Here is a 26,022-nt window from a genome sequence, read left to right as displayed (position 1 = left end):
TTTTTTCGATAAATATTACTCCTAAAATACGAAAAATTGTAGACAATTAAATTTTTATTCTATTAATGGGGTAAATTCCGAACGAGTGGACGGTAGATGGTTTCTTATTCAAATTCATACCTATTCCTTGATCAAATCCTCTAATGGGATGATCTGAAAAGCCAAATGGACCTGGCTGCTTTCATAAATGATACCGATGTGATCGCTGTCAATCATGGTCAGACAAGAATACCCGGCACTTTTCTCCTGATCCAACAATACCTGCATGTCCTCCGGCCAGCTGTTTCCCTGGTCCAAACTGGTCTTTATGGTAATATCCTGTCTGGCTTCCGTAGAGGCCGGGTTGGAGAAAAACAATACCTCCTCATTGAAATTGATCAGGCTGGCCATGCATACCGGCTCAATCAGGGCAGACCTGCTACTGGGATGCTCCGTCCAGGTTTTTCCCATGTCCGCTGTGACCGCCACAGATCGGGAACCTCCCCTGTTGTCTCTCATGTTTAACATCAGGTTTCCATCAGCCAATTCTACCACCTGAGCTTCCGTGGTATTGGATTTGGCACCTGTACCTACCTTCCAGGACGCTCCCCGGTCTTCACTGTAAATAATGGTACTGTAGGGCATTTTATCAGCGTCCTTATATTGAGCCGCAAAAACCAAGGTGCCATTCTTCATGGTAATTCCCTTTCCCGGGCCATTGAAAAAAAGGTTCCAGGAGGGGTCTTTCATAGGTTCTGTGATATTGATGGGTGCAGACCAGGTTTTTCCATCATCCTCCGATTTTACCAACATCATCTGCCCTGTTTCTTCCGGTTTCAGACCCGGACCGGAGCTATTCCAGGCTGCCGTGTTGGGTTTCCCATGCAACCATAAAGCCACTACCCAGATGGTGCCCGTCTCTTCATCTACCAATATGGCAGGATCTCCTATCCCATTTTGATCCTGGGGCAAGCCGCCCCACGCTCCCATATCCATGATGATTTTCATGGGTTCCCAGTTTTGACCTCCATCCGTACTCCTACTTAAGCCTACATCAATATCTCCCTGCAAATCAGCTCCCTGCTCACGACGCACATCATATACCGCCAGCAGTGTTCCCGCTTTGCTGGTCGCCAGACCTGGAATCCTGTAGGTATGCACCCCATCGTCCCCCTTGTTTCTGAGACCTTTTGCCAGGCGGTACGGCATCAGGTTTTCCTGCCCCTGAGGCCTGACACTTTCACCTGCCAAATTCACATAAGTCACCTTTAAATCTATTCTTTCTTTTATATCAGCGTCTTTTCCCGTAGTTATGGCGATATCGAGTTGCTGATTCCCTGCCGGCAAAACCGTTTCTGCCTCCAACAACCATCGGCCATCTGTAGCTTTGAAAGACCCCATTTTTTCCGGCTCATTATCCAGTATCCGGAAAAGGGAAACGTCGACTATTTCTATGTCGGACTCGAGGTCCAATCCCATCCCGTTAAAGCTTTTCTCCGTTTTTAAATTCATTTCCAGCCGGCCTATGGTGGTAGCTTTTCCTGTAATTACAGGAACATAGGTCTGCTTCCAGGCCATGTCTTCTGATAATGGCCAATTTTTTTCGCTGTGGCAGCCAGACAATATTAAAATCAGTAAGCAAATGTTAAGCAGTTTCATAGTCAATTGATTAATAGTTACGTTTTTTCTGTATTGGCCTGTTATGGTTTTCCCTAACGACCTCCTTATTACCTTTTTTGCCTTCAGGCCAATTCCTCTTTTACCCTTTTACCCATGGTTTTGAGGGTAAGGCCTGCCAGTTTTTCTTTGCTTGACCTGGGAAACCATTTACTGGCCAGGTAAGCCAGCACCATGGCACTCACCAAACCCGTCAATGCATAAAGGTGGATGCTCAGCTCGGTTTGATACTTGATCGCAACCTGAATGACCGCACTGCCAGAAATGCCGATCAGCGCTCCCCTTGCATTGGTGCTGGAGGAAAGTATTCCAATCAGAAAGATGCCTCCCAGCCCGCCAGCAAAAAGGCCGACCAGCATATTGAATTGGTCCCAGAGCGAAGGAATGCCCATATTGGCCATCACCAGAGCAAAACCTGTCCCCAATAAACCAACGATTACGGTAATGGACCTGGCAAAAAGGAGGGAATTTTTACCTTCCCCGTCGCGGGGATACCATTGATGGTAAAAGTCGGTGGTCACCACGGTAGCCACCGAATTCATGCTGCTGTCCAGGCTGGACATGGCCGCCGCAAAAACAGCGGCAATCAGTAAGCCTGACACCCCATTGGGCAATTGGGTAACGATGTACCAGGGGAAAATACTGTCGGTATTGGACATGACAGGTGATAATTCCTGGGGATGGCTGAGGTAAAACAAATACAGGGCCGTCCCTATAGAAAAGAAAATCAGGGCTGAGGGCAATGCCATCAAGGCCCCTGTCAAAATACTTTTGGCGGCTGAGGATTCGTCTTTGGTGGTCAAGTACCTTTGAATCACGGTTTGATCACTGCCATACTGTACAATATTTGAGGCCAAGCCTCCCAGTAAGATGACCCAAATGGCCGTTCCTGTGAAATCCAGCCGGGTATCAAATAGCTTCATTTTTTGATCCTCCATGATAAAGGTAGCCAATTCCTGCCAACTCAAATCAATGCTGAATACCATCAACACCAAACACATCAGGGCTCCCCCCAACAATACCACCACCTGGATCACATCTGTCCATATGACGGCTTCAATTCCCCCCAAGACGGTGTACAAAATACTCAACACACCCATTAACAGGATGCAGGTCATGACATCAATGTCGGTAATCACTGCAAGTGCCAGAGAAGGCAGCAACAATACGATGCCTAACCTTCCCAGCTGCAGGGCGATATAAATCAGGCTTCCCAGCAGGCGAACGGTTTTGTCAAACCTCATCTCCAGGTATTCATATGCTGAGGTGAGGTTAAGCCGTCTGAAAAAAGGCAAAAACCAAAAAATGATAATGGGAGAAACCATTATGATCGTCATGAGTAGCCAAAACAGTGTCCAGTCAGTGGCAAAGGTTTTGGAAGGGATCGCCATGAAAGTGATGGCACTGAGCTGAGTACCAAAAACGCTGATTCCCGCAGCCCACCAGGGCACCCTTCCTCCTGCCTTGAAAAAATCTGTAACAGAGGTTTGTTTTTTGGAAATGATAATCCCCATAACCACCAAAATTCCCAGGTACGAACCCAGAACTGAATAATTCACCCAGCCAAAACCTTCTTTTTTTGAAAGTTTCATCCCACGGATGGCAGGAGTTCTGGTTCCGGGGCTAATTTCTCCCGAAGGCAGAATAAGTTCCCCTTCCCAAAATACAGCAGTAGTGGTTACCGGGCCCTGGAACGGCATATCGGCCAGCCGGGACCAGGTGCCTGTCACCGCATGATAGGCCAATACCCTTTGACTGAAACCCGGGTGCGCATCCAAAATGCCATTTCTTTCTGCTATCAACTGTAAGGAATCTGACCTACTCAAAGTAGCATCCTCCAGATCAAGAGCAATTTGCTCCAGCTGCCGGTACAATACTCCTTCATCTCCACCCAACAGCAAGATGTGCCCGGAACCAAAAGCTGCTGCTGTGCCTGCTGCCAGAGGAATCGTCTTACCCTGTCCATCTTCTATGTTTCCCTGGCTTACCCATTCTTTCCTCATCGGGGAGTAGGACAGAAAATCGTCATAAAAGTAGGCAGGCGCATCTGTCTGCTTTCTTCTTCCACCGGCTAAAAATATTTTTTGCTCCCTGCCGTCATGCTGCACGGCCATCATCGCATGAGACCGGCCTTGTCCCGGAATAGGTGGTAATGCCTCCCACACCGCTCCGGGGTCATTGATGTCAAGCCGGTAAAATCGATTCCATACCTCCTGATTTTCACCTCCTGCCAGGTAAACATAACCTTCGACATAAACAGCTGATGCATTAGCCAGTTTCATGGGAAGAGCAATACCTTCTTTCAACGCAACTTTTTGATTATTGCTGTCCCAGGATATCCACCAGGTGCTGTTGTGGTACCCCTCTTCATTCTCTCCCCCTAAACAGAAAAGCCCTATGGGCGTACTTACCGATGCCCCATAGGCCATGTTTACCGGAAGCCGTATATCAATACCCTCCACCCATCTTGCCTTATCTTTTTCCAGCACGTGAATCCTATCCCAGAATTTTTTCTCCCCTCCCTTCCAGGGTTTTTTATCTGGAAAGTTAGCTCCCCCAGCCAGTATCAATGCCCCGTTGTGAGTACCGGCATACATTCCGGCATATCCCAGGGAAGCACTTTGCTCCGGCCAGGCCGGCAGCTCTGCTACCGTTTCCCAATTATAATCACCATAGGTCTTCGGTACTTCCTGTGCCCAGAGTTGGCTCCACAGAAATGGACACAAAATCAGGCAAAAAAGAATTGATTTATACACTTTTACCATAGCAGGGATTTCATGAATCTTGGGTATTTAGGTTTGAAAAATCAAAAAATCCCTGAGCCATCAATTGAGCTTTCAAGGTGTCCAGCATTTTCGGGTCCAGGTTTTTTACTGGTGCCCTGAAATCACCGCAATCGATGCCACAAAGCTTTAATATAGCCTTTCCAGCAGCCGGTCCCCCAAATCTTCCATACAAGTTGATAAAATCAATTGACTTTTCCTGAAGTGCCAATGCCTTTAACAAATCTCCCCCATCAAAGGCTTTTTTAATGCCCTGATAAAGGGGTGCTGCAAAATTATAGGTGCTGCCTACGGCTCCTTTTGCCCCCATGGCCAGTCCGGCTAAAAAGGTCTCATCCCAGCCCCAAAGCACATCATAGCTGCCATGATTGAAACGCAGGCACTGGTTAAATTCCATCAGGTTATGGTGGGTGTACTTGATACCCGCAAAATTTGGGATCTTATCGGTTACAGCCTCCAATAATCCTACCATGGGCAAATCTACTTTGGTGAGCAGCGGAATATGGTAGAAGTAAAAAGCCAGGTCGGGAGCTGTAGCAGCGATGGGCTGCATGTAATCCACCAATTGGATCACATTACCAGGCCTGAAATAATAGGGCGCTGTGACAGCCACCCCATATAACCCCAAATCCGCCGCTAGTTTACCCAGTATGATCGATTCTTTTTGGTTAGTTCCCCCAAGCATGGCCATGACCTTGAAAGCTTCTGTCTGCTCCCTGGCCCAGGCTTGCATTAAAATTTGTTTTTCTTCCAGATTCAGAGATGCCCCTTCGCCGGTTGTGCCATTGATAAAAACCCCTTTTATGCCATTGGTTTTCAGAGAATAGGCATAGTTGGATAGGATATTCGGGTTGATTTCCCCTTTTCCATTATAGGGAGCAAAAGTAGCGGCAATCAGCCCTTCAATTTTTTTAAATCTCATATTTTCTATTTTTAAATGGAAGCCAAAGATACTATTTGGCTTCCATTCTAGTTCCTCTCAATTCCCGTATCCCGGGTTCTGTTCAATTTTAGCATTCAAACTAATGGTGCCCAGGGATATTGGCCACAGCAAAAGGTGGCGTTCATTGCTCCTGCCTTGCAAAGAGGGGACCCGCTCAAATGCCTGGTCAAACCTCACCAGATCAAACCAACGCTTGCCTTCAAACGCCAACTCCAGCATCCTTTCCTGAAGAATCGCTTCATCGTTGGCTTCCTGGCCTGAATCACTGTATTCAACTGCTGAAAACTGATCGCCATATGCTCTTTGTCTTATATTGGTTGGTATTAAGCCTGGGGCTCCCATTTTTAACAAAATTTAAAATGAAGCCTTTCTTATTTAATATCCATTAGATCTCTTTTAAAGAAGAAATCGGCTTGATGTTTTCCATATTAATTATGGCTTTTTTTTATTGATATGTTTATAAAACAATTTTTATCACTTTTAAATGAAGATTAACATAAAAAAAGGAGTTTGATCATCATGGTGTCAATTCACTTATATTTATGGTTTTTTCAAATAGGTAGTTACCATCATCACTTATAAGTCGGAAGGTAACAGCTGGATCCTCCTTAGAAGGATGATAAGTTGTGATTTCCCAACCCCCAACGGTGAGGACAAGAACCAAAGGCAATTTTAACCTCTTGGTTTGTTCCCAATTCCGGCACGGTATTGATCACTTGATCGGTGCTGGGAGAAATATCCTTGTCGTTAACTATTAGTTGATAGGGGTAGCGAGAGGAAGATTGTAACCCATCAATCCTTATTTCAGCAGATAAATCCGTTTCATAATTGGAATATGCCGGACCAAAAACAACTATTCCATCTTCCTTTTCTATTTCCACTTCAATCTTTGCCGGTTCCAACGTTCTAACCCATACAGTAGCACCATCGGATTTGATTTGGCCAAGCATTGGGCCAGCCAAAATTTTTCTTCCCTGCCTTTCAACCAGTTGATTAAAAAAAGTTGATTCCATAAGGTCGGCATAGGAGCTATTTTTTCCCGATGATAAAATGGTATAAGCCGATTCATAAAATTTTTGATCAGCATCGGAAGTAGTGCCCCAATAGTTAAAGATCTCCCTGCTATCCGTGTTTTTATTCATTGGATGACCTTGTTCGCCGAAATCCTGGGCATGATTTTGAAAAGGCAATCCAAAAAACAGAAAAAATGTAAAGCATATGACTATCGTTAAAAAAGTATGTTTCGTCAAGTTCTGATGATTTTTTAAATAGCTGGTATCCATCATTAAGCTTTATTAACGTATTGATATTAAACAAATGATACAGACAATTATCCTAATAAGTAGCGGTTTATGACCGGATAAAAAGGAATACCAGATAGTATTTTTTTTATTTCATTCAACCTGTTTCCCGAACAGCTCAAATTGATTTCATCCCTAAGCTTCAAATTCCTCCTGATGCATAACCTCACCTTCTACATCGTGATGTCTGAATTCAATTTTTGGTCTACCAGCCTGATGAGATAGCCTGATGCTCAAAAATCCTCCTTTTACCCTTAAAAATTGATGTTCGGGACGCACATCGTCTTCTGACCAGCCCCCTGACTGCGCATCCGACACGGGACCTGCACCGAATTCCCTCAGGCCTGTTTTATCGTCTATGGAAAAATACTGCCAATGCCGGTCTCCATTAACCACAAAAACTCCCTCGATTTCAGACAATAATTGCCGCAACCAATTTCCTTCCTCATCAAACAGTTGATTGGCATGATTATCCATTTTTTTCTCCCTATCGGGACCTACCACAGGTGTAGGAGAAAAAAGGATTTTAAAGGTTGCGTCGGAGGCCTTGATGGTATTCACAAACCACCGCTTTTGTGCTTCACCCCAAATGGTCCTGGAACTTCCTGAAAGGCTTTCCTTCGGCGTCCGGAATTCTCTGCCCTCCACCAACCATATCTGCAAATTCCTACCCCACCTGTAGGTCCTGTACGGCTCACCCTTTAAGGGGACATTCTCCCGCCAGACTTGGAGGCCTTGCGCTAGCGTAAACTCACCCAAAGGACTGGTATCGGGATAAACATCATCTTTTAAGAGGTCATGATCATCCTTCAACATATAAAGGGGGACTTGCCGGTAAAATTCCTTTAAAGCGGGCCAGCCATCCATGGCATGCCATTTATGTCTGGCCTTTTCAAGGGTAGTCGCCATGGGTCCTATCCTGTCATAATACACATAATCACCGGTATGCACAAAAAAATCAGGTTGTAGCTTACGCATGGCATCATAGGTTTTAAACCCCCTTTCCCTATCATCATGATTCCAGAAATACTGGCAGGTAGAAGTAGTCAGTAAAAGTTCCGAAGGATCTGTCTGGCTTCCTGCAGACTTAAACGATCCGGTTTGGAAGGCCGTAACTTCACCCTTTTCCGCTTTACCTTCCAGCCGCACCTTGTATTCCGTAGCAGGATGCAAACCTGAAAAGGAAAGATGGACCGTAAAATCCCTTTCTGCCCTGGCCTCCTGCCAGTCGGACACCATCCTGTCTCCCTTGTTTTCTAGAATTGCCCGTACCCACCCGGGTGAACCGGTCAGGCCTCCATCCATTTTTTCTGCAGGCATTTGTTCATCAAAGTCAATAGGATATTCGTTGTTTTGACTGGGATGCTTTTCTTTCCGGTGGATAAGGGGATTGGGTTTGGCCTGAGTACCAAGACGGCTCCATACGATTACTTCCGATTGAGAAACTTCCGTCATCTTAAATCCATTGGTGAAATATACCGGTGCAATTGACCCTTTGAAAGGAACCTTGGCCCAGATAGCATTGACCGGAGTAAGCAAACTTCCCGCTAGCCATCCGATTTTGCTTAAAAATGTGCGCCTGTTTTCTTCCATATAATAGAATTATTAGTTTTTAGACTTTTCCTCTTTCCTTATCTACCCAAAAAACCCGAAAATGACCATTTTGAGGGATGGAAACTTAGTGTTCATAGGAGTACATCAGCACCAATTAAAAAAAGCAGGAAAAACCCCCGCCTTTTTTTAACTAATACTTTCCTTAACTATTGTTTGGAACCTACCTCTCCGGCCCACCACTTATCCAGGTCAGCCACAAGCTTTTTAACCACTTTAGGATGCTCATCCGCTAAATTCTCCGTTTCCATGGGATCTTTCAGAATATCATATAGAAGGACTTCCTGATTGTTGGGATTGGCAATACCCGGGTTAATCAACTTCCAGGAACCACTGATTATGATGCGGCTTTCCAATGTTTGCTCCGGTTGGTCCACGGCCACCATGTCATGAGAGAAATCCATGCTGTAAATCTGTTTTCTTTTCGACAATGCTTTTGTGTCCAGCACATTGACGCCTTGCATGTCTGGAAGCGGCTCCATACCTACCGCTGCCAAGGTGGTCACAGCCATATCGATGCTGCTGGTCAGGTTTTCGGTATCCATGCGGGGGCTGATTTTTGCCGGCCACTTGTAAATGATAGGTGTCCGAATGCCCATGTCTTGTGGGTCTTGTTTGGATCCGGGTGCATATCGGTTGGGCCGGTCAGGATCCTGAATCCAGCCATTGTCGGTTACAAATACCACCAGGGTATTGTCGGTCAATCCTTCCTCTTCCACCTTATCCAATAGCTGGCCTACCGTGATGTCCAACCATTCACACATGGCCCAATAGGCAGCCACCGCTTCGGTAGGAGCTTTGGGCAGGTATTTTTGCAAAAGAGAATCCGGTGGCGTATGCGGAGAATGGGGCAAAAAGGGAGCATACCAGATAAAGAACGGATCCTGATCGGCTATGGCCTGATCCATAAAATCAAAGATGGGGTCCATGCCTTCTCTTCCGATTTTCAATCCCTCATCCCCATGGCGGCCTCCCCTTGTGGGGTCTCCATGCGTCATGCCATCGGTGAAGCCACCCTCCTTCCAGTGGCCACCCCACCATTTGCCGGACTGAAAGGATACATAGCCGAGTTTTTGTAACAGCTGGGGTACCGTAGGGTGTTGTTGGAATTCGTCCAGGTAGTCTTTGTAAAGCCGGGACCTGGCTTCCTGCCAATCGGTTTGGTACCGTGGTTTTTCAAAGGTGAATTCCGGATCATTTCCCGTAATACCATGCTGGTAGGGATACAACCCTGTGATGATGGAAGCCAGGGAAGGACTGCAAAGAGGAGCCGTCACATAGCCGCGGGTAAAGGTGAGTCCCTCCGCTGCCAGTTGATCGATGCGGGGGGTCTCTATGTGCGGGTGTCCGGTAAACCCATAATCGGTCCAGGACTGATCATCGGAAAGGATGTATATGATGTTTGGTTTCGCTGTTTGGCTGAAACCGAAGCTGGCGGAAAGAAATAAAATAACAACTGTTAAGCTTATTTTGTAACTCAGAATAAAATTCATGGAAGGAGGTTTCATTGGGTTTTGGTCATTTTAAGTAGTCTTTTAAATATAGAAATTATTTACCTATTATTCCGGAAAACCCCACAAAAATACCCCGGGCTGCGCCTCCGCTGTAGGCTTACCCGGGATTACACTCCTTTCACCCCTACCGGGGTTTGGTTTTCATTTTCGTATCTACCATTCGATTTTGCCTTTCTGGCCGACCATAAAAGGAATCCGAATACCCCCTCTATTAAAATCTTTTTACCCTTATAACCTGATTTCCAGTTAAGAGCGTACTTAAACCCGGCTATATCGTTACTGCGAACCCTTTTTTGTGCGCACTATGGTGTGGCAGTCCCGTTTTACTAAAGATTCCCACGGCTTCCTCCGCACAAATCCACCCTAGGAGCCTCGGAATGACGGTTTTATTATGAATATAGGTCGAAACGTATGTTTATAATCCTTCCATTTAGTTGGTTGGGGTTTGTTGGTACAGGCTCAAGGGTTTGTCCTGAAAACCCGGTCCGGTCCATTTCAGCTCCAGCTTCAGGTTTTCCTTATCCTCCGGCTTTTTGACAACCCATTTAACGGGATGATACCCTTTCTCCAGAAACAAGCTGGACTTTCCGGATTCCTTTGCCAGGCTTGGATGATCGTTATCCACCACCAGCGCATCGTGGACATGCATCACCAGACCGCCATTGGTGTGAAAGCGGATTTCGTAAGCACCGGTTTGATCTACTTTTAGCAATCCCTGGAATACAAATACCTTAGCCTCCTCCTTGGGTACAAAGTCATCCAATTGGGCCAAAAGGTGAAACTCCGAAGGTAGGTCCTTTTCGGTATCGATAAAGGGCACCCATGGGAAATCCCCCCGGTAGCTGGCAACCTGCACCCCCATTTCAGGAATCCCATTCAGGTCCAGCGCAGGAACCGGCAAATCGTCATAGGGCCGTTCGGCCGAAGCATTGTACCTTCGCCAACGTAGAACAGCATTTTTCATTTCTTTTTGGAGCTTGACAAACTCCCCATTCGTTCCGGCGAGGTCATTGGCTTCTCCGGGATCGGATTTCGTATCAAAAATACGGAAATCATCTTCATGAGATAATATATTATATCGGATACCCTTATAGCCATCCAGGTACAACACCTGCATTTCACCCCGCTTTTTTCCCCTTTTGGATTCGAGGAAGGATTCGTAGCTCTTCGTGTTATTATTAACCTGGTACTCAATATAAACTTTACCATCGTGCTCATTATCCTCTCCGGAAAGTATGGGCCAGAGTGACCTGCCGTCGGTATTGGCTGGCGCTGGCAAACCGCTGATTTCAGCAAATGTCGGCAACCAATCATGGAACCCTGAGGGAGAGTCATTTTTCACGCTTTCCTGTATTTCTCCCGGCCACCTTACCAGTGCCGGCACACGGATACCTCCCTCCCAGGTATCGCGTTTGGTTCCATCCAAATTTCCGAAACTTTCAAAAAAAACAGGATCATAATCTCCATAACCATAGGATTCGTGATGTGGACCATTATCGGAGGTAAATACGATCAGTGTTTCCTCGTCAATATTCAGGTCCTTCAATAAGTGAATCAGATCTCCGATGGCGTTATCAATTCGGCGAACCATGCTGGCAAAGCGTTGCTGTACTTCCGGCCACTCTTCCTTGCGGTAATCCGGATGGATAAAACCATTTACCTCCCCCTTGGCGGTATTGATAAAATTATCTTTTTCTCCGATGAATTGCATACCTCCGGTTGCACCCCCACCCGAGGGATAGGGCATGCTGGGGATTTCCAGACCTGCATGCGGGGTATCGTAGGCCAGGTACATAAAAAACGGTTGATCGGGATGGCCCTTTTTATGGTCTTGAATGTATTTTTTTGCCCTGGCTGTAAAAAGGTCCGTGGTGTAACTTCCCTTTAATTGACTGGATATCTCTTCATTTCCGTCGTAGAACTCCATCGGTCCCCTATTTGCCACATCGTGTGACGGATAATGATTGTGTCCATCCCGGTGACGGACATATCCGAAGAAATAATCAAAGCCCCTTTTGGTAGGGTAGGCTTCCCAGGTAGCAGGACTGTCTCCCTGCAGGCCCTGAAGCCCGTATTTACCAATCAATGCCGTCGCATAACCGGCCTCCTTCAGCACGGTCGCCAGGTTATGGTTGGCAGGAAGGGCTTTATCAAATTGATTGTTTCTGATTTCGGCATGTCCCTGGTGTTGCCCCAGGAGCAAGGAAGCCCGGGAAGGCGCACAAACCGGTGCAGGTACATAATGACGGGTTAAGATCATTCCCTCTGCGGCCATTTTATCCAAATTGGGTGTACGGTGATAGGGTTTGCCTTCTGCTTTCCGTTGGTTTTGATACAATATCCCCAGGTCACCATACCCCAAATCATCGGTTAGAATAAAAATGATGTTGGGTTTTTTAGCGACCGGGCTGGTTCCAAAGGCAAATTCAGGCATCAAAATGCGGGAAACTACCAGCAACATTATTAAAAACAGCTTATTCATTCAATTTTTCATTTATAAGGTTCATTTCAAATGCTTTATCATAATGGGGATTTGACTGATTCGGAACAGGTGCATGGACTTCCTTCCTCCAGCCTTCGAGCATTTTAATCAGCTGGTCCCGGATTTCTGGCTCCCTTTCCGCCAAATTGGTTGTTTCTCCCGGATCTTCCTCCAGGTTATAGAGTTCATAATCATCCTCTTCGAAATAATGATGGAGCTTCCATTTCCCTTTTCTGACTACAGACCCCGGACGGGTTCTGAACAAGGGATCCCGGCCCCCATCTTCTTTAGGGTTATAGGCTTGAAGGTAGACGGGAAAATGCCAAAAGAGGGGCCTCTCCGCTTGCGATTCTTGCTTAAACAGGGGAGCCAGGTCCATTCCGTCCCAGTTCTCCTCCCCCACCTGCTCCACTTCAATGATACTCCTTATCGTTGGGTAAAAATCCATATGAGTCACGGGAACATCGGAGGTAGTTCCGGCGGGAATTTTTCCAGGCCAACGAATTACCAAAGGGATTCGGATACCTCCTTCATAATAGGAACCCTTTCCTGCTCGCAAAGGGTCCTGGTAGGAGATATCCCTGATCCCACCATTATCTGAAGTAAAGATCAAAAGCGTATTATCTGAAAGGTTTAATTCATCAAGGACCTGCAATAGTTTACCGACATTTTCATCTACCGAAGCTACCATGGCCGCATAATCAGCCCGGTCCTGTCCTTCCCTTCCCGGTTTATTCTTAAACTTTTCTATCAGACTTTCCTTGCCCATAATGGGAGTATGTACGGAATAGAAGGCTAAGTTTACGAAAAACGGTTTCGACTGATTGGCTTCAATAAATGCGATGGCCTCCCGGGTCAATCGGTCGGTCAGGTATTCGCCCTCAGGCCCATCTTCTATAAAGCTGATATTGTAGGGACTAAAATACCCATTTCTACCCGGGTTTCCATGGTGCGCCCCTCCCACATTGACATGAAAACCATGTTGCAAGGGATCCTCATTGATATGCCATTTTCCGAAAGTGCCATTCGTATAGCCATTATCCTTTAGCATCTTGGCCAGGGTATACAAGGAATCAGGAAGGAAATCCCGATTGGGGGTAGGAATGATTTTACGGGTTTTTGCATTTCCTCTTTCCGAATTGTCGACCGTATACACCCCATGTCTGGGGGTATTCCTGCCACTCATCAGGCTGGCTCGGCTGGGGGCGCAATTGGCAGCAGCAGCATAGGCATGGTAAAAAACCATGCCCTGCCCTGCCAATTGATCCAGGTTTGGGGTTTCATAATATGTACTTCCCATAAAGCCCAGGTCTTTATAGCCCAGATCATCTACGTTGATCAGGATGATGTTGGGTTTATTCTCTTTTCCACAAGAATAAAGTATAGGAATAGCCATCAAAATAAGACAGCTGCACATTAAATAATTATTTATTATTAGGGTTTTTCTAATTCCCATAACCATTATTAGAAGGGTCCGAATCCAAAAGTACAGGATTTAGAATGATTTCCTCTTCGGGGATAGGCAGTCGGATATGATGTGGTTGAATATTGTTTCCGGGGTCATAAGTACGGTACTCGGCATTTTTTACCGTTTCCACTAAAATGCCCCATCGGATCAAATCATACCGTCGGTGGCCCTCACCTGCCAACTCCCATCTTCGCTCAGCCTGTATGGCCGTTCGTAAATCGGATTGGCTCATTCCAGCATAAGGCTGATCGGGCTCATAGGCTCTTTCCCGGACGGCATTAATGTATTGGTAAGCATTACCGGGGCCATTCAACTCATTCTCGGCTTCTGCCAGCATTAGGTAGACATCTGACAATCTAAATATTAAGGTCGCCTCTCCGTGGTTTCCGCGGGGGGAATTGACGAAATCAAAGTTGGTGAATTTAGTCAGGTATTGGAACGTTAATTCAAAACCCAAATAGTGACTGAGTATATTATAGGGACGTCTTAAGTCATTTTCGGGAAATTCATCGATAAAGCTCAGAATAGGAACAGTCAAACCATATCCATTAAATTCTTCATTTCTGGCTGCCAATGCATCGGAAAGAGGCCCTCTGTCTGCGGGATTTTTTGGCTCATCCCTGAGTCTCGGGTTGAATCCGTCCGTGCGGTCTTGTGCATTCCCCGGAACGTCTTTTTGAAAATCAATGGCCCAGATAACCTCCTCATTAAATGGATTATTTACATCAAAAACTTCACCGAAACTTGGCAATATTTGATGCGGAGATTCGCTTATGATAGACAAACATTCCGACCTGGCATTTGTCCAGTCTTGTTGCCATAAATAAATTTTTGCAAGCAAGGTTTTGGCTGCCCAAACGGTGGGTCTTCCAAGATCATTGCCGGAATAGGAATCAGGTAATAGATTTTCCGTTTCGATGCGCTTCAAATCACCAACAAGGTTATTCCGGATTTCGTCGACTGGCATTCTACCCAAAGCGGCGGCATCGGCAATTGGGATTTCTTCGTCATAGTAAGGTACGTCTCCCCACAGATTACTTAGGTGGTAATACCCGAAACTCCGTAAATACAAAGCCTCCCCGATCGATTGATTTTTGACGGCATCACTGATGTTTGGACTGTTTTGAACATTTGTAATCACCGAGTTAGCATCCCCGATCATACGATAAATCAACTGCCACAATTGCCTGGCATTCGAATAGTTGCTTTGGGTCAGGGTGTAATTTTGCATGGGTTCATTGCCGCCAAATTGCCGGCTGGACTCCAATTCGTCTGCCCCTAATTGAGTGAAGGTATGAATTCCCTGCCAATTGCCATAAAATCCATTTTGCCTTAAATTCAGGTAAATGCCATTTACAGCAAGCACGGCCTCTTCATCTGATTGATAAAACGTACTGGGATCAATTATTCCCCGAACTTCCTCCTGCAAATAGCTCTCACAGCTGGTGGCAAACACTAAAGAAAATACAATCAGTAGGTAATTAGTTTTTATAATTTTCATGATGTGTAGGTTTAAAAGTTGGCATTTATTCCCAAAGTTACGGTTCTAGCGTTCGGGTATTCTGCACGAATGATTCCCCGAACCACACTGCCGTAGGTATTTCCTGATTGCGGTCCAATGCGGGTCGCTTCCGGATCGTATCCCCTAAAATTGGAAATCAGAAGAAGATTTGCACCACTTGCATACACACTAAAGCTGTTAAACAACTTATTATTTCGTAAGGGTACATTGTAATTTAGCATGACATTTCTCAACCGGAGATGTGAACCATCTTCTACCAATTCGCTATTGGACGGAATATCGGAAATACTAACAGTGCCACCTGCTCTCGGGATATAGGGGTGTGGATCGGATTCCGTCCAACGATCTCTCGCCACACCGTAAATGTTTTGGTCACTTCTACCAAAAAAGCCCCTTTGGGCGAATTCATTATAAACATCATTTCCGAATGTACCCTGAAGGAAAATATCCAAGGAGAAATTCTTCCATTGTATGCTGTTATTGATTCCCCCAAAGAATATTGGCTCAGGATTTCCAATGATCTCAAAATCATCGTTAAAACTGATCATTCCATCTCCGTTAGTGTCCTTGAATCTCGGTCCACCGACCACCGCACGAAGGCCACTATACCTAAATTGATCCAGCTCTTCCTGGCTTTGCCAAGTTCCCAAGTATTCTAGTCCAGTGAAAACCCCAACTGGTTCTCCGACTACCAGTTTGGCGGCCTGTCCCCCTTGGTCAAGAAAATGAATATTGATCTCATTTACACCTCCCAGATCCAACACCCGGCTTCTATTTCCGGATAAGGTAAGGCTGGAGGACCATCTAAAGTCATTTCTATCAATGTTCACGGACCTTATCATCAACTCAATACCCTGATTTTGCAGAGAACCAATGTTTTCCAGCCTTTGGCTAAAACCGGTTTGTCTGGGGATTTCCCTATTTAAAAGTAGGTCTTCAGTCTTTTTATAATAATAATCGAGTTCAACGCTTAATCGGTTATCAAAAAAACCAGCCTCCAAACCGATATCGAATTGAGAGGTAGTCTCCCACCTAAGATCCGGATTGGCAGGCCTGTCTCGTCTTACGCCAATCCCCTGACTTCCATTAAATATTACGGTACCAGGATTTAACACGGCCAAAGTGCTGTAAGAGTCTATGGCCTGACTTCCAGACCTACCAAAACTTGTCCGTAATTTCAGTTCGTCGAAAACGTTTAGGTCCCGGATAAATTCTTCATCTCCAATGCGCCACGCAAAAGCCCCTGAGGGGAAGAAGGCATATTGATTATTCGCTCCGGAAAATCTCGATGAGCCATCCACTCTTCCTGCCAGGGTAAAAAGATACTTGTCAGAAATGGAATAATTGGTCCTTCCTATCCAGGAAACTATCTGGAACGGATCATTGAAACTTGAGGTGAGCCTAAAGGTTTCTGGATTCCCTAACTGCAATACATCAAAGGAGACACCATCATTTGGTAATCCATCTGTTTGTGCCGTGAACCCTTCTGTGCGGGAAGTTTGCCAGGTAAACCCTCCGAGAATATTAATCTTATGGTTTGGAGCCAATTCTTTGTCAAAAGTAATGGTGTTTTCTTGTAATATCTGATTGTTGAAGCTATTAGTAATCCTTCCAAATCCTCCTCTTTGTGCAGCAGCTCTGGATGGCAAACTTCCAGATTGAAAAACATTCTGCTTCCGCCAATTTAATTGAGGCCCTATCGTAGATCGAATGGTAATCGACTCAATTGGTTTATATTCAATATAAAAATTGCCCAATAAATTATTGACCATGCTTTTATTGGTCTGCATTCGTAATAAAGCTTCTGGATTATCGAAAGGACCTCCCTGAACATAGTCTTCGTCCCAAAGCGATCCATCTTCCTGAAATACCGGAAAAGTGGTCAGGGCTCTCCTTGCTTGCCACAAACTGACTAAGTCATTATCGTTTTTTACAAATGACGTATTGATCCTTGTCCCTAAAGTAAGATTCTCGGTTAATTTAAAATCTAAGTTTGCCCTAAAGCTATATCTTTCAATCCCTGATTCCCGGATAATACCCCTTTGGTTCATATAATTTCCAGAAATAAAATAATTAACCCTATCTGAATTCCCTCTTACTGATAAATCCAGATTGGTAATAGGAGCAGTTCTGGTAATTTGCTCCTGCCAATCGGTATTTCCAATCAAACTTTCATCTACAAAAGGATTGGCTTCTCCACTGAATTCTGCGTATTCAAATCCATACGCCGCACGTTCGGGGCCGTCTAAAAAATCAATCTTCCTCGCAAGGTTTTGAAATCCTGTATAAGCATTCAGTGATACGGAGGGTTTTCCTCCAGAAACCCCTTTACCACTTTTAGTAGAAATTAGAATTACTCCGTTGGCTCCCCGTGTTCCATACAAGGATATTGCTGATCCGTCCTTCAAAATATCAATGGATTCGATATCGTTGACATTGATATTGTTCAGATTAAAATTGGTTCCCGCAATAAATCCATCTATAACATAAAGGGGTTCATTATCTCCCTGTACAGAATTTCCTCCCCTGATCCTGATGGACGCCCTTGCACCGGGGCTACCACTTACTGAAGTTACGTTGACTCCCGCTGCTCTCCCCTGAAGTAATTGATCGACCCTGGGAGCTGGTAAATTTGATAGTTCTTTGGCATCAATTTTAGAAACGGACCCTGTCAAATCAGATTTTTGAACAGACCCATAACCCAAAACTACTACTTCATCCAATGAGGATACATCCTCTTTTAAACTTACATTAATTACGCTTCGATCTCCAATTTCAATCTCTTTTGATTCATAACCAATGAATGAATATACTAGAGTAGCCCCATCCGGAACATTTAAACTATAATTCCCATCAATATCCGTAACCGTTCCTACCGAAGTGCCAGGAATTGAAACAGTAGCCCCAGGAATGGGCTCTCCGTTTTCATCTGTTACGGTCCCGGTTATTTCTATGTCCAACCAACTCCGGTCCTCGTCTACCGGAACCGTTTCTCCTTTTGAAAGGTAAACCACCTCGCTCCTTACCACATAAATCTGCTCATTTACCCGCTTGAAATCGTAATCCACCTGCTCCGTGATCTTTTTAAGCATGGTTTTAAGGTCCGTGGATAAATGGAGGGAAATTTTCGTTTTGTCTTTGGCTACTTCCTGATTATAGGCGAAGACAAAATCTGTCTGCTGCTCTAATGCTGCCAATACCGTTACCAGCTTTTGATTCTTGGCTTGTAACTGTACCTGATAATCTTCCATGCTCTGACTGGAGCCTGGTTCTGCCATAATCACCTGTATGACAAGCAATTGAAGTAAAAAGTACTTTAGGGTTTGTTTTGAATAAAGCACAATTAGCCTGAGTAAATTATTTTTCATAATTTTAAATGTTTATTGTTAAACAAGGTGGTTTTCCACCGATCCTGATCCGGGACTGTTGCAGCAGTTCCGGATATTTTTGATTAAAGGTTACACTTTGAACTTTTCACATAGGCTGTTAATTTTTATAGTTTACATTTTTTATAGGTTATTTTCAGTGCCCTCTCACCGGTATTTTCCACGTCAAACGCGACCAGGTTTTTCAGGCCGTACAATACCGCAAATAAGTTCCCATTGCCATAGGTCGCTTTGATCTGGCATTGATCCATTCCCTCCCCCACTAACTCAATCTTGTAATTGTAGATGGAAGCCAGCCGCTGTATCACTTCATCAAAGGGGTTCATATCGAAGGAAACGGAACCTGCTTTCCAATCCAGAAAAGAATCCGAATCCATTTCCGCTATCGCAAAGCCCTCAGCATTGGGAATGGCCGTGGCCATTTGCCCGGGCTGCAACTCCACACCACTTGCGTCGGCTGCGGAAGTTTGGTGAAAAACAGCTACCTTTCCGCTTTGCACGGCCACTTTTACAGGCAATTCCTGGTGTGCCCTGACATTAAACGCTGTTCCCAAAACTACCGTCTTTATCCCCTGGCTGTTTACTTCAAAAGTGGCTCCCTTGTCTTTTACCACTTCAAAAAAAGCTTCTCCATCCAATTCAACTTCCCTTTTTCCATTCACAAATTCCTTGGGGAACCTCAGCCTGGTGTTGGTATTTAAAAATGCTATGCTGCCATCCGGTAAGGTAATGGAAGCTTTCTGCCGCTCGTTGGTAATTCTTTCCTCCCAAACGACGTTCGGGGTTAATTGCTGGACTTGATACCCCAGATAAGCAAGACCCATCAATACTAAAAAGGAGGCAGCCCATTTCATCATCCCATAATAGGATGGTCGGGGAAGGGGTTTTGATTGGTGAAGGTTTGAATCAATTTTTGCCTTCATCTTGTCTTTAATTTCCTGCTGCTCCCGGCTGTCCATTTCCCAATCCAATTCCCTTCGCTGAAGGAGGTCCAAAATTTGCAGCAGTTTGGCCTCTTCTCTTTTATTCAGCTCTCCCCTACTCCTTTTCTGAAGCAGGTTCAGGAATTCTTTTTTCTTCATATCATTTACCATCTATAAGGATAGTACCCTTAGCCTACTGAAATACTTACGAACCAGGAGAAAAAAAATTGGAATGCGAGGTGAAAGCCAATTTTAGATGCCTAAAATTCGATAAAAAATATAATAAAAAATTAATTTAATTCGTAAAATCAAAATAAAAGATAAATAGCATCACCTAGCAGCAGCGATGTCCAAAAATAAATTTGGTTAAGATTTTTTTTGATAGATTTCAATGCTTTGTACAGATGGGCCTCTACTGTCCGGACAGATATATTCATTTTCAAGGCAATTTCCTGGTTGGACATCTCAGCTTCCCGGCTCAACTGAAACACTTCTTTGCACTTTTCCGGGAGGGCATGAACCGTCTTTTTCAAAATAGTATCCACTTCCTCATATTCCAAAAAATGATCCGCCTCCAGTTGTTCGGGAAGGTGAGAAAAGATACTTTCCAGATCTGTGGTTTGTTTTATATTCCTGACCAAATTCAATACCTGAAATTTTACTGCCCTAAAAAGATAAGCCTCCAGATGATTGATCTTTTTCTTTTGGGCTCTCTCCCATAAACCTAAGAATACTTCCTGAACCACATCCTCACAAAGCACCTGGTCCTCAAAAATCTTATAGGCATAACAATAAAGTCTTTTCCAATACCTGTCGTAAATGGTATCAAAGGCACTTTTGTCGTGGTGAAACAATGCCTCGCAAAGGGCTTTATCGGTTATTTTGGGTCGGGCCATTCTGTTCAAAGAATGTCAATTTAGAATTTTTTTGCCAATCAAAAAATTGGCAACGTAAAAAAATACTGCCCTTTACTGCAGATGATTTGCCCTGCTGGTTTCTTACTTGTACCCTCTTATTAAAGTAACTCTATACCTCCATGGTTTTTTAAGGCTGATTCTTTCTCCTGGGTTTGTAAAGTAATTTAAACACCACGGCAATCACGATAAATGATAGGATGATATAAAATACCACTCGAAGCGGAGAAGGATTCAACGGGTAGTCGTCCCCAGATTCCTCCCCTGTTTGGGCCAACAGATAGCGGAGTTGAACCAAAGAGAAAAAAAGCACCATCAATAGCTGCTTCCAAATATTAGTTAAACGTTTCATAATTTCATCTGTTTGTTAACAAATACCATCACAAAAATCCCTCCAATTAAGCAGAATGAATGAGATTATTTCACCAATCTGCGTAAATAGAATGTAAATCATTTAGCCATCCCCGATAGGGGACGCTAAAGCATGGGAGCCATTGCACATCAATTGGTTAAAGGGGTTCAGGCCAATTATGATACCATTTGGTATAAGGAAGTAGTGAAATGTAAAGGCTCCGGAATTTTTAATGGATTTTCAATAGATAGGTTTAACTGGTTTTAGACCATTATCGCCTGCCCAATCCATGGCTGCAGCAATGTCATTCACCAAAGGAAAATCAACCCCCAATTCAAAAAGTGCCTCAAAAACAACCGGATCATCGGTGCCAAAATAGTTCACTTTGATTCCTTTTTCATGTAAAACGCGGGCATAATCCTTAAATTCAGGAAAGATCTCTCCCCTTAGTTGAATGAAATTTGCCCCCATTTCGACCGTAGCGGCTACATAATCCGCACCTCCGGATAACCTCTCCATATTGCAAATTAATACCGAATCAGATGCCTTTCGAGCACCAAGGCGAGACTGCTCCTGCACCGCTAAGAATGCCTGATGGCTCCTGCCCGTTTCTTCCAATAACCGGACAACGCGCCTTCCCAGGGATTGCCCCCCTCTTAAATGGATATTTAGCCAGATATTCCGTGGCATGAGCTCCAGCACTTCCTCCAGTAACGGAATTTGGATGCCGGAAAATTGATCGCCTTTCCAACTCCCGGCATCCAGGCGTTTGAGTTCGGATAAGGTCAACGCAGCTACCGCTCCACTTCCATTGGTGGTGCGGTCCACCGTAGCATCGTGCATCAGCACCAATGCAGAGTCCCTACTAAACTGCACGTCCAGTTCGATCATATGAGCACCGACTCTTATGGCTTCCAGAAAAGCCGGGATGGTATTTTCAGGATGGCTGGCCATGGCTCCTCTATGTGCGCAAAACCCTTTTTCTGGCATTTCGAAATCCTGTGCCACAATAGGCACCGTACTCAGCACGAGAAGAAAAGTGAAGACGATTAGTTTTTGAATCATTTCAATTCAGCAAAACCAAGAATAGTTTTTTATTAGAAGTGCTTTTCCAAAGCCATTTCCAACCCCCTCAATTCTGCCAGTCCCTTTAACCGGCCAATGGCAGAATAACCTGGAATGGTTTGCTTTTGCAAATCGTCCAGCATTTGATGCCCATGATCGGGACGAAATGGAATGGGCTTGGCCCGTTTTTTATTGATTTTTACCAATCGTTTCATGACCTCAAACATATCCACATCTCCATCGAGGTGATCGGATTCGTGAAAATTACCTCTTTCGTCTTTCTTTACATTTCGGAGATGAACAAAATGGATACGGTCGGCCACGGCACTGATAATTTCGGGTAGGTCATTTTTGTTCCCGGCTCCCAAAGATCCGGTACAAAGACAGATTCCATTGAAAGGCTCGCTGATGGCATCCGTGATGAAAACCAAATCTTCCAGACCGGAAGCAATCCGTGGTAAACCTAAAATGGAATAAGGCGGATCATCCGGATGAAGGGTCATGGTCATCCCATATTTTTCGCAGGTACCTTGGATACCCCGCAAAAAGTACAGCAAATTTTCTCGCAATCCTTCCTTCCCAATAGATTGATAAAGCGAAATGCTCTTAGAAAGCCCCTCCAAGGTCATGCTTTTCTCGGTGGGAACTCCCATGAGAATAATATCCGCAAGTTCCTGCTTTCTTTTGGCAGCCATGGCCGACCATTTTTCACCGGCCTGATCCACAATGAGAGCAGGGTATTCCGTCTTGGCCCCTTCCCGCTTTAATACAAAAAGGTCAAAGGCGGCCAGATCTGCCCAGTCAAAATACAAAGCACGCGCACCAGACGGCAAAACCACGGAAAGGTCCGTTCGTGTCCAATCCAAAACCGGCATAAAATTATAACAGACCAGCCGGATCCCTGCCTGAGCGAGGTGATCCAATGTTTGTCGGTAATTTTCCAGGTACTGTTCACAGTCTTCTGCCCTGGTTTTGATGGACTCATGTACCGGAACGGATTCTACTACCGTCCAGACCAGACCGGCTGCTTCAATTATTTTTTTTCTTTCCAGGATTTCTTCCAGGGGCCAGACTTCTCCATGGGGAATATGGTGCAGGGCCGATACCACATCAGAAGCGCCGGCCTGGCGAATATCCTGCAGGGATACAGGATCATTCGGCCCAAACCAGCGCCAGCTTTGAATCAAAGACATATTTGTTTGCTATCCTTTGTTAAAATTATTTGCTCAAAGTACGTATTGAGTTCCATAAGGATGCCTGTTGGGTCGGGACAGCATGGCATTGGCCTCATCGTCATTTTTGAACTTTTCACGTACGGGATCCCAGTACAATTTTCTTGGTAGCTTCATGGCAATATGGGAAAGCAAACAAGCACTGCAGGATCTGTGCGCCACCTCTACAGGTGCAATGGGTTGTTCTCTGGAAACAATACAATCCAACCAGTTTTTATGCTGCTCTTCACTTGCATACAAATGAATCTCCTCCGGCCCTATTACGGAAGTAAGGATCTTTTGGTCGCTGGCTTTAAAAGCTTCGCTGGCTTTTCCACCTGGTACAGGATCACTGTCCGTTACACCTACATTCCCACGGGCTACGAAAATCCACCCTTCGGTACCCTCAAACCTTACCCCATTGGGATAATCCCCGCTGACTTCCATGATCACATCATTATCGTATTTGGCCGTTACTTTAAAATCACCATGAACCGTCCAAAGTCCTTCGGTAGGAAAGGAAGCAGAGGCTTCCAGCTCTATGGGACCGGAATACTCTTTACCCATTCCCCAATGAGCGATATCCAGGTGATGGGCACCCCATCCGGTAATCATTCCCGCTCCGAATTGTTCGCACCTGAGCCATCCTGGCCTGGAACGAAGATTATCCTGAGAATGCACCCTATCTAAGGTATAAGGCACCCAGGGAGTGGACCCCAACCACATGTCGTAATTCAAGTTGTCCGGTACCGGCATTTCTTGCGGATTTCCGCCCGCAGGATCTCCCGGCAATCCTACTAAAATCCTTTCTATTTTGCCGATTCGGCCGTTCCTTACCAATTCACAGGCCCTTTTAAACTGAGGCCAGGGATTCATGGAGCGCTGCTGACTTCCTATTTGGAAGATGGCACCGGTCCTGTGAATGGTATCACTCATCATTCTCCCTTCCTCTATGGTTAGGGAGGTGGGTTTTTGTAAGTAAATATCCTTTCCTGCCAGGGCAGCCTCCATGGCAGGCTGAGCATGCCAGTGGTCCGGAGTACTAATAATGACCGCATCCACGTCTTTGTGGTTGATCATTTCTTTATAGTCTTCAAAGACTTTTACATCCACGTAATTGCTACTTCCGGTTTTATCGGCGTATTGTTTTTCGATCCAGGTTTTGCCCTGGGCGGCACGATCGCGATCCACATCCGCCACGGCGACCACCCTGGCGATGTCATTTTTCATGGTCTCCGGCAAATCATGGGTCATGGCTATTCTACCAAAGCCTACCTGACCGATATTGATCTTATTGCTGGGCGCATTTTTACCCAAAACTGAAGCCGGTACGATGGTTGGAAAACCCGAAACGGCAAAAGATGCCGCCAGGGCCCCTTTGGTACTGGATTTCATAAAATTCCTTCTCGAAAGATTGGATTTGTTCTCTTTTTTCATGGAAGCATGCTTTTTGGTTATTCTATTTGGTTTTTTTCTTAATATATATTTCGCAATTTCTGTAAGCAATCGGTAAATTTTAAGGGACTATCTCAGAAATCGGCAGCTTCGATAAGACGGCCACTTTCGGAAACCTTTAGAGCCCATACCACCTTTTCTTACGATTCATTCTTTAATAATAGTCATTTTTGGGCTGCTAGCAAATTGTTTCCAGGCCGCCTCTGCGGCTTCGGGGCTTATTTTTTTTGAAGAAACCAAAAAACGGTAGTTTAAAACATAATTTTTACCTGCCTCCAAATGCCAATCCATGTTTTTAGTGGGGGCAAAATTGGCATACATGTCTCCCCGATCGTAAATATCCTCCGGCCAAATGCGCAGGGGTTCGGGGTGATTGTAATTTGTAGGCGAAGACATCATCACCACGGATGCGTAATCTGAGTCGATAGCTCCCTGCACAATACACCACCTGGCCAGGCTTCCATCCGCTTCCTTTCGATTCAGGCCCTCAGAGGTAATGACCTCGCTGTTATCTCGGTTCCATTTTTCAGTAGCCCTCCATCCCAGGCTTCCATACCGGTATTCTTTCAAGGTCACAGGATCCTTACCGGATGGGTTAAGCAGGATGCTGATGTCTGCCAGGTAATAGCTTTCATCTTCATCCAGGGCGTAAATGCGCGTGCCTTGCACTTCGGTCATCGCCACTTCCGGGGTTTCACGGTTTTGAAGTACCAGGTGTTCGTGAAGAACCCGGTACCCCGCAAAAACAGGACCTTCGCTTTTGGTGACAAAATTGGCGAAACGAACGGTTCCCTGTTTTTCTGCCAGGTTCCAGAAATCAATGGTTTCACCTTTATATTCCGCCCTTGTCCAGGGATTCCAAAGGCCATAATGGTGGTAATGGTCCGGCGGTTGGATGCGCGTAAGCGATTTTCCACTCGGAGACCACATGGGATGTACAAAACCACTTCGGGCATAAGCCGAATCCACCCCTTCCGGAGGATAGGCCATCCCAAAATTATACTGCCAGAGATCTTCTTCGTTTTTACGGATGACCAACGCTTTTTCCGTTTGCTTCAAGCCCAAACTACCGGTGTTTTGGGTAGCCTTCTTCTGATGAATTTCGTAGATACGGGTCATTCCCTTGTCTGTCTCAGGCGAAACCAGCCAATGAAGGGTTCGTTCCTTCATCGGGTCCATTTGAAAAGGAACTTCAATTCGCTCCCCTCCGGAAACCTCCAATAAAGTGAGTACAGAATCGGGAAGATGGGTGACGGTATTCAAATGCAAGGAGACGGGATAGGCATAGTTCGAAATTGCCGGTAGGGCTATCTCCACGGTAGCCAGTTTTTGAGCCATTCCTGAAATTGGCAACGAAAAACCTAGGAAAACACCTAAGAGTAGTTTAATTTTATTCATGCGTTGTAGCTTATCTTATTTCGAATTCCAATAACCGT

18 protein-coding genes are annotated in these 26,022 nt (G+C 45.1%); all 18 read right to left on the bottom strand.

Translation table 11 applies throughout. The features are described from left to right. Window positions 1-120 precede the first annotated feature (120 nt). Window positions 121-1,638: a sialidase family protein gene (locus GJQ68_RS17525; RefSeq protein WP_162418595.1), complete on the bottom strand. Its 1,518-nt coding sequence runs from the start codon at window positions 1,636-1,638 to the stop codon at window positions 121-123. A gap of 83 nt (window positions 1,639-1,721) precedes the next feature. Beyond that, the gene (locus tag GJQ68_RS17520) at window positions 1,722-4,421 is read right to left on the bottom strand and encodes a sodium:solute symporter family transporter (protein WP_162418594.1); all 2,700 of its coding nucleotides are present in this window, start codon (window positions 4,419-4,421) and stop codon (window positions 1,722-1,724) included. 10 nt (window positions 4,422-4,431) lie between these two features. Beyond that, on the bottom strand, window positions 4,432-5,361 hold the full coding sequence (locus GJQ68_RS17515) for a dihydrodipicolinate synthase family protein (protein ID WP_162418593.1): 930 nt from the start codon (window positions 5,359-5,361) through the stop codon (window positions 4,432-4,434). A gap of 57 nt (window positions 5,362-5,418) precedes the next feature. After that, window positions 5,419-5,724 carry a RagB/SusD family nutrient uptake outer membrane protein gene (locus GJQ68_RS17510; RefSeq protein ID WP_162418592.1) on the bottom strand — a complete coding sequence of 102 codons (306 nt, stop codon included), beginning with the start codon at window positions 5,722-5,724 and terminating at the stop codon, window positions 5,419-5,421. Between the two features lie 266 nt (window positions 5,725-5,990). Then, window positions 5,991-6,524 (bottom strand): DUF7800 domain-containing protein, encoded by a 534-nt coding sequence (locus GJQ68_RS17505; RefSeq protein ID WP_162418591.1) that lies wholly within the window; start codon window positions 6,522-6,524, stop codon window positions 5,991-5,993. Between the two features lie 294 nt (window positions 6,525-6,818). Then, on the bottom strand, window positions 6,819-8,276 hold the full coding sequence (locus GJQ68_RS17500) for an alkaline phosphatase D family protein (RefSeq protein ID WP_162418590.1): 1,458 nt from the start codon (window positions 8,274-8,276) through the stop codon (window positions 6,819-6,821). 167 nt (window positions 8,277-8,443) lie between these two features. Then, window positions 8,444-9,787, bottom strand: a complete 1,344-nt coding sequence (locus GJQ68_RS17495) for a sulfatase family protein (protein WP_162418589.1) — start codon at window positions 9,785-9,787, stop codon at window positions 8,444-8,446. 451 nt (window positions 9,788-10,238) lie between these two features. Next, on the bottom strand, window positions 10,239-12,290 hold the full coding sequence (locus GJQ68_RS17490; RefSeq protein ID WP_162418588.1) for a sulfatase-like hydrolase/transferase: 2,052 nt from the start codon (window positions 12,288-12,290) through the stop codon (window positions 10,239-10,241). Continuing rightward, complete coding sequence (locus GJQ68_RS17485) at window positions 12,283-13,686, bottom strand: sulfatase (protein WP_235941710.1); 1,404 nt, start codon at window positions 13,684-13,686, stop codon at window positions 12,283-12,285. Before GJQ68_RS17485 ends, GJQ68_RS17490 begins: the two co-directional genes overlap by 8 nt. A gap of 49 nt (window positions 13,687-13,735) precedes the next feature. Then, window positions 13,736-15,259, bottom strand: coding sequence for a RagB/SusD family nutrient uptake outer membrane protein (locus tag GJQ68_RS17480; protein WP_162418586.1), 1,524 nt, complete (start codon window positions 15,257-15,259; stop codon window positions 13,736-13,738). Between the two features lie 11 nt (window positions 15,260-15,270). After that, entirely contained in the window at window positions 15,271-18,648 is a 3,378-nt protein-coding gene (locus GJQ68_RS17475) for a SusC/RagA family TonB-linked outer membrane protein (protein ID WP_162418585.1), read from the bottom strand. Between the two features lie 125 nt (window positions 18,649-18,773). Next, complete coding sequence (locus tag GJQ68_RS17470; RefSeq protein ID WP_162418584.1) at window positions 18,774-19,748, bottom strand: FecR family protein; 975 nt, start codon at window positions 19,746-19,748, stop codon at window positions 18,774-18,776. A 149-nt stretch (window positions 19,749-19,897) separates the two neighbouring features. After that, the gene (locus GJQ68_RS17465; RefSeq protein WP_162418637.1) at window positions 19,898-20,485 is read right to left on the bottom strand and encodes an RNA polymerase sigma-70 factor; all 588 of its coding nucleotides are present in this window, start codon (window positions 20,483-20,485) and stop codon (window positions 19,898-19,900) included. Window positions 20,486-20,633: 148 nt separating this feature from the next. Beyond that, window positions 20,634-20,855 (bottom strand): hypothetical protein, encoded by a 222-nt coding sequence (locus tag GJQ68_RS17460; protein ID WP_162418583.1) that lies wholly within the window; start codon window positions 20,853-20,855, stop codon window positions 20,634-20,636. A 240-nt stretch (window positions 20,856-21,095) separates the two neighbouring features. Then, window positions 21,096-21,920, bottom strand: coding sequence for a glycerophosphodiester phosphodiesterase (locus tag GJQ68_RS17455; RefSeq protein ID WP_162418582.1), 825 nt, complete (start codon window positions 21,918-21,920; stop codon window positions 21,096-21,098). 32 nt (window positions 21,921-21,952) lie between these two features. Continuing rightward, window positions 21,953-23,113 carry a mannonate dehydratase gene (gene uxuA, locus GJQ68_RS17450; protein WP_162418581.1) on the bottom strand — a complete coding sequence of 387 codons (1,161 nt, stop codon included), beginning with the start codon at window positions 23,111-23,113 and terminating at the stop codon, window positions 21,953-21,955. Window positions 23,114-23,146: 33 nt separating this feature from the next. Further along, on the bottom strand, window positions 23,147-24,568 hold the full coding sequence (locus GJQ68_RS17445; RefSeq protein WP_162418580.1) for a Gfo/Idh/MocA family protein: 1,422 nt from the start codon (window positions 24,566-24,568) through the stop codon (window positions 23,147-23,149). Between the two features lie 165 nt (window positions 24,569-24,733). Then, window positions 24,734-25,984, bottom strand: a complete 1,251-nt coding sequence (locus GJQ68_RS17440; protein ID WP_162418579.1) for a DUF6807 domain-containing protein — start codon at window positions 25,982-25,984, stop codon at window positions 24,734-24,736. Between the last annotated feature and the right edge of the window lie 38 nt (window positions 25,985-26,022).

The sequence above is a fragment of the Cyclobacterium roseum genome, assembly GCF_010119225.1.
GTDB classification, from domain to species: Bacteria; Bacteroidota; Bacteroidia; order Cytophagales; family Cyclobacteriaceae; genus Cyclobacterium; species Cyclobacterium roseum.
Note: the sequence above shows the minus strand (reverse complement) of the source record. Positions and strands in the feature narration are given on the sequence as shown.

Coding starts and splice junctions, on each gene's coding strand:
- GJQ68_RS17440 (WP_162418579.1), bottom strand. CDS start 25,984: ATGAATAAAATTAAACTACTCTTAGGTGTTTTCCTAGGTTTTTCGTTG.
- GJQ68_RS17475 (WP_162418585.1), bottom strand. CDS start 18,648: ATGAAAAATAATTTACTCAGGCTAATTGTGCTTTATTCAAAACAAACC.
- GJQ68_RS17490 (WP_162418588.1), bottom strand. CDS start 12,290: ATGAATAAGCTGTTTTTAATAATGTTGCTGGTAGTTTCCCGCATTTTG.
- GJQ68_RS17520 (WP_162418594.1), bottom strand. CDS start 4,421: ATGGTAAAAGTGTATAAATCAATTCTTTTTTGCCTGATTTTGTGTCCA.
- GJQ68_RS17480 (WP_162418586.1), bottom strand. CDS start 15,259: ATGAAAATTATAAAAACTAATTACCTACTGATTGTATTTTCTTTAGTG.
- GJQ68_RS17460 (WP_162418583.1), bottom strand. CDS start 20,855: ATGAAACGTTTAACTAATATTTGGAAGCAGCTATTGATGGTGCTTTTT.
- GJQ68_RS17445 (WP_162418580.1), bottom strand. CDS start 24,568: ATGAAAAAAGAGAACAAATCCAATCTTTCGAGAAGGAATTTTATGAAA.
- GJQ68_RS17510 (WP_162418592.1), bottom strand. CDS start 5,724: ATGGGAGCCCCAGGCTTAATACCAACCAATATAAGACAAAGAGCATAT.
- GJQ68_RS17470 (WP_162418584.1), bottom strand. CDS start 19,748: ATGAAGAAAAAAGAATTCCTGAACCTGCTTCAGAAAAGGAGTAGGGGA.
- GJQ68_RS17495 (WP_162418589.1), bottom strand. CDS start 9,787: ATGAATTTTATTCTGAGTTACAAAATAAGCTTAACAGTTGTTATTTTA.
- uxuA (WP_162418581.1), bottom strand. CDS start 23,113: ATGTCTTTGATTCAAAGCTGGCGCTGGTTTGGGCCGAATGATCCTGTA.
- GJQ68_RS17525 (WP_162418595.1), bottom strand. CDS start 1,638: ATGAAACTGCTTAACATTTGCTTACTGATTTTAATATTGTCTGGCTGC.
- GJQ68_RS17485 (WP_235941710.1), bottom strand. CDS start 13,686: ATGGCTATTCCTATACTTTATTCTTGTGGAAAAGAGAATAAACCCAAC.
- GJQ68_RS17500 (WP_162418590.1), bottom strand. CDS start 8,276: ATGGAAGAAAACAGGCGCACATTTTTAAGCAAAATCGGATGGCTAGCG.
- GJQ68_RS17515 (WP_162418593.1), bottom strand. CDS start 5,361: ATGAGATTTAAAAAAATTGAAGGGCTGATTGCCGCTACTTTTGCTCCC.
- GJQ68_RS17465 (WP_162418637.1), bottom strand. CDS start 20,485: ATGGCCCGACCCAAAATAACCGATAAAGCCCTTTGCGAGGCATTGTTT.
- GJQ68_RS17505 (WP_162418591.1), bottom strand. CDS start 6,524: ATGAATAAAAACACGGATAGCAGGGAGATCTTTAACTATTGGGGCACT.
- GJQ68_RS17455 (WP_162418582.1), bottom strand. CDS start 21,920: ATGATTCAAAAACTAATCGTCTTCACTTTTCTTCTCGTGCTGAGTACG.